Source organism: Micromonospora sp. NPDC005305 (assembly GCF_040607315.1).
Taxonomy (GTDB): Bacteria; Actinomycetota; Actinomycetes; order Mycobacteriales; family Micromonosporaceae; genus Micromonospora.
The window spans coordinates 303,844-319,040 of record NZ_JBEXGL010000003.1; the positions used below are offsets into that span (position 1 = coordinate 303,844).

The window sequence follows — 15,197 nt, forward strand, 5'->3', positions numbered from 1 at the left end:
TGCGGTGGTCGGGGGAGCGCTCCAATACTGACGCATGTCGATGGATCTCCCTACCCGACAAGGAGCGACCGACGTGCGACCAGCCACCACCACCCCCCGTCCCCGTACCCGCCTTCTCGCCCTGGGCCGGCTCGCCGCCGCGGCCGTCCTGGCCCTCGGCGGCGCCCTGGCCGTCCCCGCCGGCGCCCAGGCCGCCGACAATCCCTACGAGCGCGGCCCCGCGCCGACCAACGCCATCCTCGAGGCCAGCCGCGGTCCCTTCGCCACCTCGTCCTACAGCGTCTCCGGGCTGAGCGTCACCGGCTTCGGCGGCGGGGTCGTCTACTACCCGACCAGCACCAGCGAGGGCACCTTCGGCGCCATCGCCATCTCGCCCGGCTTCACGGCCACCTGGTCGAGTCTCAGCTGGCTCGGACCGCGAATCGCCTCGCACGGCTTCGTGGTCATCGGCATCGAGACCAACACCCTCTACGACCAGCCGGACAGCCGGGGGCGCCAACTCCTGGCCGCGCTGGACTACCTGGTCCAGCGCAGCACGGTCCGGAGCCGGATCGACGCCAGCCGGCTCGCCGTGGCCGGGCACTCGATGGGCGGAGGTGGCACCCTGGAAGCAGCCGCCGCCCGGCCGTCACTGCAGGCCGCCGTCCCGCTGGCCCCCTGGAACCTGGACAAGACCTGGTCCGGGGTGACCGTGCCGACGCTCATCGTCGGTGGGGAGAGCGACACCGTGGCGCCGGTCGCCAGCCACTCGGAGCCCTTCTACAACAGCATCCCGGCCTCGTCCGAGAAGGCGTACCTGGAGTTGAACGGGGCGAGCCACTTCTTCCCGCAGACGGTGAACACGCCGATGGCCAGGCAGACGGTGGCCTGGCTGAAGCGCTTCGTGGACAACGACACCCGCTACGAGCAGTTCCTCTGCCCGGGCCCGACCGGACTGGCCATCGAGGAGTACCGGAACACCTGCCCCAGCTCCTGAACCTCGCCCACCGGGGCGGCCGCCACGGCGGCCGCCCCGCCGTGCGGCGCGGCCCTAGACTCGGCGTGCGTGGAGGAGGCGGGCGGGATGGGCGGCACCGGTTCCCCGGGCCGGGTCGACGGACGGGCCGCGCGGGCCACCCGCACCCGGGCCGCCATCGTCGAGGCCCACCTCGCCCTCATCGCCGAAGGCGACCTGCGCCCCACGGGCGAGCGGATCGCCGAGCGGGCCGGCGTCTCGCTGCGTGCCCTGTGGACCAACTTCAAGGACATGGAGACGCTGTTCGAGGCCAGCGGCGAGGAGCTGCTGCGCCGCCAGGACGCCGCCTGGCGGCCGATCTCCCCGGCCCTGCCGCTGGCGAAGCGGGTCGAGGCCTACTGCCGGCAGCGGGCCCGGTTGCTGCAGCTCATCGCGCCGTCCGCCCGGGCGGCGCAGCTGCGCGAGCCGCTCTCCCCGCAGCTGCACCGCAATCGCCGCAAGCACATCGACCGGGTCCGCGACGAGGTCGAGCGGCTCTTCGCCGTCGAGCTGGACCGGGCCGGTACGGGGCGGGAGCAGCTCGTGCACGCCCTGGTGGCGGCCAGCATGTGGTCGACCTGGTCGATGCTGCGGGACGGGCTGGGGCTCGGCGTGGGCCCGGCCCGGGCGGTGATGGCCCGCACGGTGGGGGCGCTGCTGGCGGATCCCGAGGGACAAAGTCTTTTCCGACTGGTTACCGATAGGTGAAACTGAATGCATGGTTACTGCATTCAGAGTGCAAATAACCTTGCGGGGCCGGGACGACGAGTGCCGGGCCCTCCGCGGCCTGCTCGACGGGCCGGCCGGCGGCGCGCTGCTGTTCCACGGCGAGCCCGGCTCCGGCCGCAGCGCCCTGCTGGCGTACGCCCGGCAGCACGCTGGCGAGCGGGCCGTCCTCGCCGGCGCCGGGCTGGCCGACGAGGCAGCCCTGCCGTACGCCGGCCTGCAACGCCTCCTCGACCCGGTGCTCGACCGGGCCGGGGCCCTGCCCGAGCGGCAACGGCGGGTCCTGCGGCGCGTGCTGACCGGGGGCGGCTGCCCGGACGCGCAGCGGCTGACGCTGGCCACCGCCGTGCTCGGCCTGCTCGCCGTCGCCGCCCACGACCGCCCGCTGCTGTGCACGATGGACGACGTCGACGCCGGCGACCCGCAGACCGCCGGGACGCTCGCCGTCGTGGCCCGCCGGCTGAGCCGGCTGCCGGTCGCCCTCGTGCTCACCGCGGCCGGCGGGGCGGCCGCCGGTGACCTGCCCGCCCACCGGCTGCGCCCGCTCGACGAGCAGCAGTGCCATGCGCTGCTCGCCGACCGGCGGTCCGCCCCGCCGCCGGCCACGGTGGCCGCCGGACTGGCAGCGGCCGGCGGCGGCAACCCGCAGGCGCTGGTCGACCTCGCCGACGCGCTCACCCCCGGCCAGTGGCACGGGGACGAGCCGCTGCCCACCGCCCCGCCGGCCGACGGCGCGCTGGGCGCCGCCTATCGCGCCCGCCTCGACCGGCTGCCGCCGGACGCCCGGCGGGTGCTGCTGCTGGCCGCGCTCGACCGCGATGGGGATCCCGCCACCCTGGACCGTGCCGCGCGCGCCGCCGGCCTGGACGTCGAGGCGCTCGCACCGGCCGAGGCGGCCGGGCTGCTGCGCGCCGGCCCGGCGGGCGTGACCTTCCCCCACCCGCTGACCCGGACCATGATCGAGATCGTCGCGCCGCTGGCCGACCGGCGGGCGGCCCACCTGCTGCTGGCCCGGGCGTCGGGCGGCCGGCCGCTGCGCCGGGCCCTGCACCGCGCCGCCGCCACCGACGGCCCCGACCCGGCGCTGGCCGCCGAGTTGGAGGCCGCCGCCGCCGGGGCGGACGACCGGATCGAGGCCGCGGCGGCGCTGCGCCGCGCCGCCGAACTCAGCGACGACCCCGCCCGCGCCGCCGCCCGGACGATCGCCGCGGCCCGCTGCGCCTGGACCGCCGGCCGCGCCGACCAGGCCCGGCGCCTGCTCTCCGCGCCGCCCGCCGGCCCGGCCGGGACCGGCCCGGCCGACCTCCTGCGCGGCGAGATCCAGCTCCGCTGCGACGCGCCCTCCACCGCGGTCGCCACCCTGCTCGCCGCCGCCGAGGCGGTGGCGCCGACCGACCGCGGGGCCGCCCTGCTCGGCCTGGTCCGGGCCGGCGAGGCCATCTGCCTCACCGGCGACCACTACCGGTACGCGGAGGTGGCGCGTCGGGCACGGGCCCTGCGCCGGCCCGGCGACCCGCCGGACGTCGAGCTGCTGACCACGTTCGCGGCCGGAGTCGGGGCGACCCTGCGCGGCGACCACGAACAGGGCGGCCCGGCGCTGCGCCGGGTCGTCGTCCTCGGTGGCCGGCTGACCGGGCCGGCGCTCACCCCGGCCGGGCTCGTCTGCGCCGCCGTGGCCGGGCTGCTCGTGGCCGTGGACGGCGCGGCGCACCGGCTCGCCGACCGCGCCGTCGAGCTGGCCCGGGCCCGCGGCGAACGGTCCGTGCTGCCCCGGGCGCTGGAGCTGCGCGCCGTCGCCGAGTACTGGCTGGGCCGGCACGCCACGGCGACGGAGACCGCCCACGAGGGACTGCGGGAGGCCCGTGCCACCGGCCAGTGGACCTGCGCCCGGGTCCACCTCGGCATCCTCGCCGTGCTGGCCGCGATGCGGGCCGACCGGGCCACCAGCCTCGCCCGGATCGCCGAGATCGGCGACCGCGCCGCCCCGGGCAGCCGCCCCTACGCGTACGCGCAGTGGGCGCTCGGCGTGCTCGACCTGGTCGACGGCCGGCACGCCGACGCGGCCACCCGGCTGGCCTCGCTCGCCCGCACCGGCACCGGCCGCGGCCAGGTCCTCGTGCAGGTGATGGCCACGCCGTACCTGGTGGAGGCCGCTGCCCACGACGGCCGGCGGCCCGCCGCGGCGCTCGCCGTCTTCGACCGCTGGGCCAGCAGCACGGCGAGCCCGTCGCGCCGGGCCCTCTCCGCCCGCTGCCACGCGCTGCTCGCGCCCCGCGGCAGCGCCGAGGCCGAGCGGGAGTTCCGCACGGCGCTGCGGCTGCACCCCACCGACACCGACCGGTTCGAGCGGGCCCGCACCGAGCTGCTGTTCGGCCGGGAACTGCGCCGGGCCCGCCGGCCACGGGACGCCCGGGCCTACCTGCACCGGGCGCGGGAGACGTTCACCCTGCTCGGCGCGACCGTCTGGGCCGAGCGGGCCGGCGCGGAGCTGCGCGCGGCGGGGGAGTCGGTCGGGTCCCCGCAACAGCCACCGGCGCAGCTGCTGACCGGCCAGCAGCTGCACATCGCCCAGCTGGTCGCCGAGGGGGCCACCAACCGGGAGATCGCCACCCGGATGTCGCTCTCCACCCGGACGATCGACCACCACCTGCGCAACATCTTCCACCGGCTCGGCGTCCGCTCCCGCACCGAGCTGGCCCGCCTCTTCGCCTAGTCGCCGGGCGCCGCGCACCGGGCCGGGGCGCGGTAGGGTGCGGGTCGAGACCGGGTTCCAGCCGCCGAGACGCACGTCCAGGGGGTCTGGTGAGCGCACGCGATGGCGAAGCGCCGCGCGACGAGCCCGTCCACGGCGACCACGACGACGGCTACGACGAGCTCTACCGCGACACCGCTGACTCGGGCGGGCCGCCGTGGGACATCGGCGGCCCACAGCCCGCGCTCGCGGCGGTCCTCGACCACGTCAAGGGCCCGAAGGTGCTCGACATCGGCTGCGGCACGGGCGATCTCGCGATCGCCCTCGCCCGGCGTGGCCACCGCGTGACGGCGGTCGACATCTCCCGCGTGGCGATCGACCTGGCCCGCGCCAAGGCCGCCCGCGAGGGCCTGCCGGTGCACTTCGAGGTCCAGGACGCCACCGACCTGTCGCTGCCGTCGGCGCCGTTCGACTCGGTGTTCGATTCCGGCCTGCTGCACAGCCTCCACCGGAACGGCGCCGCGCTCGACCGCTACCTCGCGTCGCTGCCGGGCCTCGCCGCGCCGGGCGCGACCGTCTTCGTGCTGGCCGTGTCGCCGGAGGCGGGCCACGGCTGGGGACTGACCGCGCAGGAGCTGCGGGCGAGCTTCGCCGGGCCGGAGTGGACCGGCACCGACGTCACGAAGACCGACGTGGTCGCGGAGACCGGCGGCCCGACGCTGCACCTGGCCGGTCACCTGCTCCGCACGACCCGCGCGCGCGACGCCTGACCTGTCTGGTCCGAGCTGACCGCCGACGGGTCGAGGCCCGCCGCCGGCCCGCCGCTCCCACCACGGCCACCCGGCCGCGCCGCCACGCGCCCAGCGGCGCACGCACGCGTCCACCGACGACGGTCCGGGTCGCACACCGTCCTAGCAGCGTCCCGTCCCCGCGGCGTCACCGGGTGGGGACGTCGCGGGGGTCGCCCGTGACGGCCGGTTGACGCGACCTCCGGCAGGGTCGCAGCGCGACGACGTGGTGGCTCGGGCAGCACCGGCCGCGACAGCTCCACCGTCTCCCGCAGGCCGTCGAAGGGGACTTGATGATCAGGACGATGCTCCGGCTGCGCGCGCGTCAGGGCTGCGAGCCCGCCGTGCGGTCCGCGTGGGGGACGGTCGCGGGGCAGGTCGGCGGGCTGGCCGGCAACCTCCGGCACGAGTTGCTGCTCGACGCCCTGGACCCGCGCGGGTTCGTCGTCGTCACCGAGTGGGCCGACGAGGCGGCGCTGCGGGCGTACCGGGACGGGCCGGTGGCCGCGCGGCTGGCCGAGCTGGTCCGGCCGCTGACCGAGCCGGCCGGCCGGGTCGACTACCCCGTGCTGCGGGAGCACGGCACGGGCGACTCGACGGTCTACGTGGACGTCGAGCTGACCGTGCCGGCGCCCCGGCTCGCCGAGTTCCACCGGGGCTACCCGGAGGTCAGGGCGCGGATGGCCGGGATACCGGGGTACCGCCGGGAGCAGCTGCTGCGCGAACCCGGCTCGGACGTGCACCACATCTTCGCCGAGTGGAACAGCGCGGGGGAGTTCCTCCGCTGGATCGCCGACCCGGCCCACGCCTCCGCGCAGGCCGGGCCCATCGCGCCGTTCCTTCTCGACATCCGGCGCCGCCTGTTCCACGTCGTGCCCGACGGGGGCGGCCGGCGACAACCCACCACCGGCAGGGAGGCCGACGTGCACAGGACAACGGACGTACTGGTCGTCGGAGCGGGGCCCGCCGGGCTGACCGCCGCCGTCGAGCTGGCCCGGCGAGGCGTCGACTGCCGGGTGATCGACAAGCTGGCCACCCCGGCCGGGCAGGCGGACAAGGCGATCGGCGTGCACTGCCGCACCATGGAGATCTGGGAGGAGCAGGGCGTCGTCCGGGAAGCCATGGACGCCGGCATCTGGCTCACCGGCAACATGGTCTTCGTCAACGGGGTGGAGACCCACCGGATGAGCTGGGAGCTGCCCGGCCTGCCGTACGCGCACCTCGGCCTGCCCCAGTACGAGACCGAGCGCATCCTCACCGCCCGGCTGGCCACCCTCGGGGTGCGCCCCCAGCGCGGCGCCGAGCTGGTCGACTTCGGTCAGGACGACGACGGCGTGACGGCCACCGTCACCACGGCCGGGGGCGGCACCGAGACGGTGCGCGCGAAGTACCTGGTCGGCTGCGACGGCGCGCACAGCCGCGTCCGGGAACTGCTCGGGCTGACCTTCACCGGCGGGCTGGGCCGGTTCCCGCAGCTGTTCATGCTCGGCGACGTCGACGTGGACTGGGACATGCCCGACGGGCACCTGCTGCGGTTCATGCACGAGACCGACGGCCGCATGGACGGGATGCTGGTCTGCGTCCCGCTGCGCGGCGAGCGCCGGTACCGGATCGCCACCCTGGCCCCGCCCCGGTTCTTCGCGCAGACCGGCGGGCAGGACGCCCCGCCCGGGTTCAGCGCGGAGCTGGGCGCGCCGACCCTGGCCGACGTCCAGACCGCCCTCGACCACCTCGCCCCGCCCGGCACCCGCGCCTCGAACCTGCGCTGGTCGTCGGTGTTCCGGATCAGCCACGGCATCGTGGACCGCTACCGCGACGGCCGGGTGTTCGTGGTCGGCGACGCGGCCCACCTGCACCCGCCGGCCGGCGGCCAGGGCATGAACACCGGGATCCAGGACGCCTGGAACCTGGCCTGGAAGCTGGCCCTGGCGGTACGCGGGATCGCCGCGCCCGGCCTGCTGGACAGCTACGAGACCGAGCGGCGGCCGGAGGGCGAGGAGATCGTCGGCCGCGCCGTGCGGATGGCGTTCACCGACGAGCTGGACCGCGAGGACCTGAAGCGCCAGTTCCTCCAGGAGATGTCCATGCTGCTCAGCTACGCGGGCAGCCCGCTGGTCGGCGAAACCGTGTCCGATCCGGACGCGCTGGGCGAGGCCCCCCGTCCCGGCGACCGGGCCCCCGACGTGGACGGGCTGCTGCGGCGCGGCGTCGGCCACCCGCTGCGGCTGCGCGACCTGACCCGCGGCACCCGGCACACGCTACTGCTCTACGCCGACGCGTCGGCCGACGACGCGGCGCTGGGCGCCATCGCCGAGCTCTGCGCCGACGTGCGGCGGCAGACGGCCGGGGAGGTCGACGCGTACCTGCTGCTCAGCCCGGACGCCGCCGAGCCGCGGCTGCTCGACCCGCCGACGGTGTGCGACGCCGACGGCCGGTTCCGCGCCGCGTACGGGCTGACCGGCAGCGGGCTGTACCTGGTCCGCCCGGACGGGCACATCGGCTTCCGCAGCCAGCCGGTCGACGCCGACGCGCTCCGCAAGCACCTGCACCTGGTGTTCGGCGGTGCCCGGTGAGCCGGGTGCGGACCGTGCTCGCCATGCGGACCCGGGAGGGCTGCGAGGAGCGCTTCGAGTCGGAGTGGCGCAGCGCGGCCGAGGAGATCCGCACCCTGGACGGCTGCCTGCACCAGGACCTCGTCCGCGACGCCGACGACCCGCGCAGCTACCTGATCATCAGCGACTGGGCGGACCGCGAGCGGCTGGACGCCTTCGGCCGCAGCGAGCACCGGGACCGGCTGCTGCGCATCATCCGTGAGCTGCGCGAGTCCGCGCAGCGGCACACCTACCAGGTGCTGCACAGCGTGGGCAGCGCACCGGAGGAGGACCGATGACCGAGGACGCCGTTCCGGCGAGCGAGCTCTACACCGACGGGTTCGCCGCCGACCCCTACCCCACCTTCGCCCGGCTGCGGAACGACCGGCCGGTGTGCCCGGTCAGCTCACCGCGCTTCGACTCCTGGCTGATCACCCGCTTCGACGACGCCCGGTCGGCGCTCACCGACCCGCGGCTGTCCAAGGACCTCTACGGTCCCGGCCAGCACTACCTGCGGATCTTCGGCCCGAACTCCGAGGGGTTGAACCGCAACATGCTCAACTCCGATCCGCCGGAGCACACCCGGCTGCGCCGGGTGGTGTCCCAGGCGTTCGCGCCGCGGCGGATCGAGGCACTGCGGCCGCGGGTGGCGCAGGTCGTCGACCACCTGATCGACAAGATGCTCCCGCAGGGCCAGGCCGAGCTGATGCACGACTTCGCCATCCCGCTGCCCATGACGGTCATCTGCGAGCTGCTGGGGGTGCCGCCGGCCGACCACGACCGGGTGCTCGACTGGACCCAGGTGATCCGCACCTCCGGCTCGACGCGGCGGCCGCCGCAGGAGGAGCGGGCGGCCGTGCAGGAGGCCCAGCTGAGCCTGCACCACTACTTCGCCGACCTGGTGCGGGCCAAGCGCGACGACCCGGCGGACGACATCATCGGGGCGCTGATCGACGCGGTCGACCGCGACGGGACGCTCTCCGAGGCGGAGCTGGTGACCACCACGTTCCTGCTGGTGTTCGCCGGGCACCAGACCACCGCGGACTTCCTCGGCAACGCGGTGCTCGCCCTGCTCACCCATCCCGAGCAGCTGGAGATGCTGCGTGCCACGCCCCAGCTGCTGCCGGCGGCGATCGAGGAGCTGCTCCGGTTCGACGGCCCGCTGCCGGTGGCCAGCCCGCGGATCGCCACCGAAGACGTCGAGTACGAGGGGGTGTGCATCCCGCGCGGCGCGATCGTCGGCGTGGCGATCAACGCGGCGAACCACGACCCCGCCCACTTCACCGACCCCGACCGGCTGGACCTGCGCCGGGTCCGCGGCCCGCACCTGGGCTTCGGGCACGGCGTGCACTACTGCCTCGGCGTCTCGCTGGCCCGGATGGAGGCGCAGATCGCGCTCGCCGCGCTGCTGCGCCGGCTGCCCGGGCTGCGGCTCGGCGTGCCCCTCGACGAGGTGCGCCGGCTGCCGGCCGCGTCGCCGTTCCGCGGCCTGCTGGAACTGCCGGTCACCTTCGCCGCCTGAGCCTCCCGCCCACCCGAACCCAACCAAGGAGCAGCCATGGTCTTCCGGAACGTGATCGTCTGCCACATGGTCCCCGGCAGCGACAAGATCGTCGGGGACGTCTTCGGCCACTACGACCAGGCCACCCGACCCCAGGACCTCGGGGTCATCGGGCGCATCCTGCTGTCCCACCACGACCTCTACATCCACGTCATCGAGCGCGAGCAGGACCCGCGGATCTCCGGCCAGACCCGGGGGCTGCCCGCGTTCCAGAAGATCGCCGAGGCCATCGGCCCGTACGTGACGCCGTACCCCCGCTACTGGAAGAACCCGTCCGACTCGGTGGCCAAGGAGTTCTACCACTGGGCACCGGAGGGGGAGCCGCCCGCGGACACGACGCTGACCGTCATCGTCGGGCGGATCAAGCCCGGCGCCGAACCGGACGTGGCCCGGGTCTTCGCCGAGTCCGACGCCGGCTCGCTGCCGACCGAGCTGGGTGTCACCGGGCGCTGGCTCTACGCGATCGACGACGTCTACGTCCACCTGCTCGAACAGGAGGCGTCGGCCGCCGAAGCGACCCGGAACAACCACGACGCGAAGCCGGTCTTCGCGAAGGTGATGCAGGACCTGGCGCCGTACGTGAGCCCGTACCGGCCGGAGGAGTGGCACGGCCCGCAGGACTCGGTGGCCACCGTGTTCTACCGCTGGCAGGCCGAGGACTGAACGGCGCGGCGGGGGCGTCCGAGTGCGCCCCCCGCCGCCCGCTATCGTCGGCTTCTCCGGACGGCGTCGGGCCGCGCCGGGTGAGGCGTGAACAGGCGGTCGCCGGTGTCCCGAGCACGCGGATTCGTCCCACCGGCGCTGCTGGTCCTGGTCCTCGCCGCCCTGGTGGCCTCCGGCATCCGGCCGTACGACCGGCTGACCTGGCTGTTGGAGACGGTCTGGGTTCTCGCCGGCGTGCCCCTGGTGCTGCTCACCTGGCGCCGGTTGCCACTGACCACGCTGCTCTGCTGCCTGCTCGCCGCGCACGCGCTGATCCTCGTGGTCGGCGGCCACTACAGCTACGCGCGGACGCCGGTCGGCGACTGGGCGCGGGAGGCGTTCCACCTGTCCCGCAACCCGTACGACCGGCTCGGCCACTTCGCCCAGGGCTTCGTGCCGGCGATCCTGGTGCGCGAGATCCTGGTCCGCCGGTCGCCGCTGCGTGGCAGCCGCTGGCTCGCCCCGCTGGTGGTCTGCGCCTGCCTGGCGTTCAGCGCCCTCTTCGAGATGATCGAGTGGTGGGCGGCGCTGGCCGGCGGGTCGGCGGCCGACGACTTCCTCGCCACCCAGGGCGACGTCTGGGACACCCAGTGGGACATGTTCCTGGCGCTGCTCGGCGCGATCACCTCGCTGGCGCTGCTCAGCCGCCTGCACGACCGCCAGTTGCCGGCCACCAGCCGGCCGCCCGCCGGGATCGATGTCCGGGCGGCCCGGACCGACGCCTGACCGGCAGGCTCACTCGTCGCCGACGTTCTCCGTCTCGCCGTCGTGCTCGTACCGGGGCGTCAGGTGCTCGTCGGGCTGCGGCGCCTGGGCCAGGTTGTGGTGAGGGTCGCCGTCCGCCGAGTACAGGACGTCGTCGGTCTTCTTGGTCTTCTCCCGGTCCTCTTCCGGCTCCGTCACGTCCGCTCCTCGCCAGGTGCCGTCGAAGACCGCCCGCCGGTGGGCGGGACGGTCCGGTCCGATTTCCACCCTAGGCGCGGCGGCCGGCGCTGGTAGGCGAATGCCGGCGCGGCCCGCCGTCCGGGCGGGCTCGGGCGAAAGCCGCCCGCCGGTAGCGGTGATGCGACAGGGTGGTGCTGCGGACGGCCTGCGCAAGGCCGCCGCAGGGTGCCGCCGGCGGTACGGGGGTGTCGGGTGCCGACCAGGGAGATCATCCAGCATGTCGGCACGCTCCTGGACCTGGCCGGGGTGTTGGTCATCGCGGTCGGCGTCACGATCGCCACGGTCGTCTTCGCGCTGCGCTGGTGGCGCACGCGGCAGGTCGTCGAGCACTACCGGTCGTACCGGCAGGGGGTCGGGCGGGCCATCCTGCTCGGCCTGGAACTCCTCGTCGCCGGGGACATCATCCGGACCGTGGCGGTGTCGCCCACCTTCACCAGCGTCGGGGTGCTGGCGCTGATCGTGGCGGTCCGGACGTTCCTCAGCGTCTCGCTGCAGGTGGAGCTGGACGGCCGCTGGCCGTGGCAGGGAAAGGCACCGGTCGGCGGCTCCAGCGTGGGGTCCCGACCGGAGCGCTGAGTGTCGTACCGGCCGGGGATGATGCTGGCCGTGACACCGCTCCGGATCATCAAGGGCGACGCGACGAGCCCGCAGGCCAAGGGCCGCAAGGGGATCGCGCACATCTGCAACGACCTGGGCGGCTGGGGCAAGGGGTTTGTGCTGGCGGTCTCCCGCCGCTGGCCAGAGCCGGAGCGCGACTATCGGGAGTGGCACCGGCACCGGGCCGGCAACGACTTCGGGCTCGGTGCCACCCGCCTGGTGCGGGTCACGCCGGACGTGTGGGTGGCCAACATGGTCGGCCAGCGCGGGATGCGGCGGGGCAGCGCGGGGCCGCCGATCCGCTACGACGCGGTCGAGCGCTGCCTGTCCGCCCTCGCCGACCGGGTCGACGAGCTGGGCGCGTCGGTGCACATGCCCCGGATCGGCTGCGGACTGGCCGGTGGCACCTGGGACCGGATCGAGCCGCTGGTGGTTCGCGCCCTCTGCGCCCGGGACATCCCGGTCACCGTCTACGACCGGGACTGAACCGGAGTTCAGATGTTGGCGGAGTCCGCCGGCACCCCGCCGGGCAGCGACGGCGCGCCGCCCCCTGGCTGCTCGCCCCGGCCGCGCAGCCCGAGGGTGTACGCGGTCATCGACAGCGACCCGTACGCGTACCCGTCGACCAGCACGTCGGGGCGGTCCCCGGCGGCGGCGGCCAGCCCGGCCAGGTAGAGCAGCGGGATGAAGTGGTCCGGGGTCGGCACGGCGAGGTCGAAGTCCCGGTGCCCGTCCAGCCGGGCCGCCTCGGTCGGTGCGTCCTGGACCGTCTCCCGGGCGGCGTCGTCGAAGCGGCGCGCCCAGTCGAAGCCCTCGTCGGTCAGCCGCGGGTCGACGCCGCCCAGGTTGTGCACCACGTTACCGCTGGCCACCACGAGCACGCCGCGTTCGCGCAGCGGGGCGAGCCGGGCGCCGAGGTCGAGGTGGTAGTCGAACGGCTTGAACGCGTTGATGCTCAGCTGCACCACCGGGATGTCGGCGTCGGGGAACGCGTGGGTGAGCACCGACCACGTGCCGTGGTCGATGCCCCACGAGTCCAGGTCGGCGCCGACCCAGGTGGGGTGCACGACGTCGCTGACCTCCTCGGCCAGCTCGGGCAGCCCGGGCGCCGGGTAGCGGACGTCGAAGAGTTGCCGCGGGAAGCCGTAGAAGTCGTGGATGGTGCGCGGCCGGGGCATCGCGGTGACCGCGGTGGCGCCGATGTACCAGTGCGCGGAGACCACCAGGATGGCCCGGGGCCGGGGCACCGAGCGGCCGAACTCCCGCCAGGCGGCGGTGTAGCGGTTGACCTCCAGGGCGTTCATCGGGTTGCCGTGCCCGAAGAACGCCGCCGGCAGCACCGTCTGGGTGTTCTGCTCGCTCATCTCGCTCCCGCGCTCGGCCGTGCCCCGAGGCTAACCCGCGGGCCCCTCGGTGTCCGGGACACCGGGCCAGCCGGGAGCGAAGAGTTGGCGCATACCCCCTGGGGGTATATGGTGGCGGCGGAGGTGGAGTTCGGATGGACCACGAACACGGGCACCACGGCGCGGACCACGAGAAGCGCGCCGGGCACGACAAGCACGCCGGGCACGACCCCGAGCAGTTCCGCCGCAAGTTCTGGCTGAGCCTGGCGCTGACCGTGCCGATCGTGCTGACCAGCCACATGGTCATGGACTGGCTCGGCTACTCGCTCGACCTCCCGGGCGTCCGCTGGGTCGGCCCGGCCCTCGGCACCGTCGTCTTCTTCTACGGCGGCTGGCCGTTCCTGGTCGGCGGCGTCCGTGAGGTGCGCGACCGGGCGCCGGGCATGATGCTGCTGATCTCGATGGCGATCACGGTCGCGTACCTGGCGTCGGTGGCCACCAGCCTCGGCCTGTTCGACCTGGACTTCTGGTGGGAGCTGGCCGCCCTGGTCACCATCATGCTGCTCGGCCACTGGCAGGAGATGAAGGCGATCGGGCAGGCCCAGGGCGCCCTGGCCGCGCTCGCGGCGCTGCTGCCCGACGACGCCGAACGCCTCGACGAATCCGGCGCCCCGCACCGGGTGCCGGTGGCCGACCTGCGGGTCGGTGACCTGGTGCTGGTCCGCTCCGGCGGCCGCGTCCCGGCCGACGGCCGGATCGTCGACGGGGCCGCCGAGCTGGACGAGTCGATGATCACCGGGGAGTCCCGGCCGGTGCCACGCGCCGCCGGGGACCGGGTGGTCGCCGGGACCGTGGCCACCGACTCGGCCCTGCGGGTACGCGTCGACGCCGTCGGCGAGGACACCGCGCTCGCCGGCATCGGCCGTCTCGTCGCCCAGGCCCAGTCCTCCGGCGGCCGCGCCCAGGCACTCGCCGACCGGTTCGCCGCGCTGCTGTTCTACGTCGCGGCCCTCGCCGGCCTGGCCACCTTCGCGGCCTGGCTGCTGCTCGGCGACACCGACCAGGCCGTGGTCCGGACCGTCACGGTGCTGGTGATCGCCTGCCCGCACGCCCTCGGCCTGGCCATCCCGCTGGTCGTGGCGCTGTCCACGGCGCTGTCCGCCCGGGCCGGCATCCTGGTGAAGGACCGGCTCGCCCTGGAACGGATGCGCACCGTCGACGCCGTGCTGTTCGACAAGACCGGCACCCTCACCAAGGGGCGGCACACCCTGACCGGGGTGGCCGCCACCGGCGGGCTGGACGACGACGGCGCGCTGCGCCTCGCCGGGGCGGTCGAGGCGGACAGCGAGCACCCGCTCGCCCGGGCCCTCGTCACCGCCGCTCAGGATCGCGGCCTGCGGGCGTCCGCCCGGGACTTCCGCTCGCTGACCGGCCGGGGCGTACGCGCCACGGTGGACGGCGCCGACTGGGCGGTGGGCGGCCCGGCCCTGCTGCGCGAGCTGGGCACCGACGCGCCGGCCGAGCTGGCGCGGGCGGCGGAGGGCTGGTCCCGGCGCGGCGCCGCGGTGCTGCACCTGGTCCGGCTGCCCGGCGCCGGCCGCCCGGAGGTGGTCGGCGCGTTCGCGCTCGAGGACGAGGTCCGCCCCGAGGCCCGCGCGGCCATCGCCGAACTGCGCGAGCACGGCGTGCGGAAGATCGTGATGATCACCGGGGACGCCCGGCCGGTCGCCGAGGCGGTCGCCGCCGACCTGGGCTTCCGCCCCGGTGTGGACGAGGTCTTCGCCGAGGTGCTCCCCGCCGACAAGGACAAGGCGGTCACCGCACTCCAGTCCCGCGGGCTGACCGTGGCCATGGTCGGCGACGGGGTCAACGACGCCCCGGCCCTGGCCCGCGCCGACGTGGGCGTGGCCATCGGCGCCGGCACCGACGTGGCGATCGAGTCCGCCGGGGTGGTGCTGGCGGGCTCCGACCCGCGCGGGGTCACCGGCGTGATCCGGCTGTCCCGGGCGTCGTACCGGAAGATGCGGCAGAACCTGGCCTGGGCGGCCGGCTACAACGTGGTGGCCATCCCGCTCGCCGCCGGGGTGCTGGCCTGGGCGGGCGTCGCGCTCAGCCCGGCGGTGGCCGCGGTGCTGATGTCCGCGTCCACCATCGTGGTGGCGCTCAACGCCCAACTGCTCCGCCGGGTGCGGCTCACCCCGGCGGACGACTAGGTCCGCCGCAGCTACGGCCGGCGGGACCTCTCGCCCCTGGCGGAT

General features: G+C 75.3%; 14 protein-coding genes. 12 read left to right on the plus strand and 2 right to left on the minus strand.

The genetic code is table 11. From position 1 onward, the window contains the following. Positions 1 to 34: 34 nt before the first annotated feature. The 9 genes from ABZS80_RS07410 to ABZS80_RS07450 all read left to right on the plus strand — a co-directional run bounded on the left by ABZS80_RS07410 (position 35) and on the right by ABZS80_RS07450 (position 10,780). Positions 35 to 976: an alpha/beta hydrolase gene (locus ABZS80_RS07410; protein WP_355054934.1), complete on the plus strand. Its 942-nt coding sequence runs from the start codon at positions 35 to 37 to the stop codon at positions 974 to 976. Between the two features lie 87 nt (positions 977 to 1,063). Continuing rightward, a complete protein-coding gene (locus ABZS80_RS07415) occupies positions 1,064 to 1,702 on the plus strand; it encodes a TetR/AcrR family transcriptional regulator (protein WP_355055067.1) in 639 nt (212 codons plus the stop codon). Positions 1,703 to 1,730: 28 nt separating this feature from the next. Continuing rightward, the gene (locus ABZS80_RS07420; protein ID WP_355054935.1) at positions 1,731 to 4,433 is read left to right on the plus strand and encodes a LuxR family transcriptional regulator; all 2,703 of its coding nucleotides are present in this window, start codon (positions 1,731 to 1,733) and stop codon (positions 4,431 to 4,433) included. Positions 4,434 to 4,522: 89 nt separating this feature from the next. After that, positions 4,523 to 5,182 (plus strand): class I SAM-dependent methyltransferase, encoded by a 660-nt coding sequence (locus ABZS80_RS07425; protein WP_355054936.1) that lies wholly within the window; start codon positions 4,523 to 4,525, stop codon positions 5,180 to 5,182. 311 nt (positions 5,183 to 5,493) lie between these two features. Beyond that, entirely contained in the window at positions 5,494 to 7,773 is a 2,280-nt protein-coding gene (locus ABZS80_RS07430) for an FAD-dependent monooxygenase (RefSeq protein ID WP_355054937.1), read from the plus strand. Then, positions 7,770 to 8,090, plus strand: coding sequence for an antibiotic biosynthesis monooxygenase family protein (locus ABZS80_RS07435; RefSeq protein ID WP_151463947.1), 321 nt, complete (start codon positions 7,770 to 7,772; stop codon positions 8,088 to 8,090). Before ABZS80_RS07430 ends, ABZS80_RS07435 begins: the two co-directional genes overlap by 4 nt. Continuing rightward, on the plus strand, positions 8,087 to 9,313 hold the full coding sequence (locus ABZS80_RS07440; RefSeq protein ID WP_355054938.1) for a cytochrome P450: 1,227 nt from the start codon (positions 8,087 to 8,089) through the stop codon (positions 9,311 to 9,313). The genes ABZS80_RS07435 and ABZS80_RS07440 overlap by 4 nt, the downstream gene beginning before the upstream one ends. Positions 9,314 to 9,349: 36 nt before the next feature. Then, positions 9,350 to 10,015: a TcmI family type II polyketide cyclase gene (locus ABZS80_RS07445; protein WP_355054939.1), complete on the plus strand. Its 666-nt coding sequence runs from the start codon at positions 9,350 to 9,352 to the stop codon at positions 10,013 to 10,015. Positions 10,016 to 10,120: 105 nt separating this feature from the next. Further along, complete coding sequence (locus tag ABZS80_RS07450) at positions 10,121 to 10,780, plus strand: DUF2238 domain-containing protein (protein WP_355054940.1); 660 nt, start codon at positions 10,121 to 10,123, stop codon at positions 10,778 to 10,780. A gap of 9 nt (positions 10,781 to 10,789) precedes the next feature. Here the strand turns inward: ABZS80_RS07450 and ABZS80_RS07455 are convergent, their stop codons facing one another. Continuing rightward, the gene (locus tag ABZS80_RS07455; RefSeq protein ID WP_168215386.1) at positions 10,790 to 10,957 is read right to left on the minus strand and encodes a hypothetical protein; all 168 of its coding nucleotides are present in this window, start codon (positions 10,955 to 10,957) and stop codon (positions 10,790 to 10,792) included. A gap of 234 nt (positions 10,958 to 11,191) precedes the next feature. Here ABZS80_RS07455 and ABZS80_RS07460 point away from each other — a divergent pair, with 234 nt between their 5' ends. Together ABZS80_RS07460 and ABZS80_RS07465 are read left to right on the plus strand one after the other, a co-directional pair. After that, positions 11,192 to 11,575 carry a DUF1622 domain-containing protein gene (locus ABZS80_RS07460; protein ID WP_355054941.1) on the plus strand — a complete coding sequence of 128 codons (384 nt, stop codon included), beginning with the start codon at positions 11,192 to 11,194 and terminating at the stop codon, positions 11,573 to 11,575. Between the two features lie 21 nt (positions 11,576 to 11,596). Beyond that, positions 11,597 to 12,082, plus strand: a complete 486-nt coding sequence (locus tag ABZS80_RS07465; protein ID WP_355055068.1) for a macro domain-containing protein — start codon at positions 11,597 to 11,599, stop codon at positions 12,080 to 12,082. 8 nt (positions 12,083 to 12,090) lie between these two features. Here ABZS80_RS07465 and ygiD read toward each other — a convergent pair whose 3' ends face one another. Beyond that, positions 12,091 to 12,960 (minus strand): 4,5-DOPA dioxygenase extradiol, encoded by an 870-nt coding sequence (gene ygiD, locus ABZS80_RS07470; RefSeq protein WP_355054942.1) that lies wholly within the window; start codon positions 12,958 to 12,960, stop codon positions 12,091 to 12,093. 134 nt (positions 12,961 to 13,094) lie between these two features. On the opposite strand from ygiD, the gene ABZS80_RS07475 reads away from it, so the two are divergent. Beyond that, positions 13,095 to 15,152, plus strand: coding sequence for a heavy metal translocating P-type ATPase (locus tag ABZS80_RS07475; protein WP_355054943.1), 2,058 nt, complete (start codon positions 13,095 to 13,097; stop codon positions 15,150 to 15,152). The last annotated feature ends 45 nt before the right edge of the window (positions 15,153 to 15,197 follow it).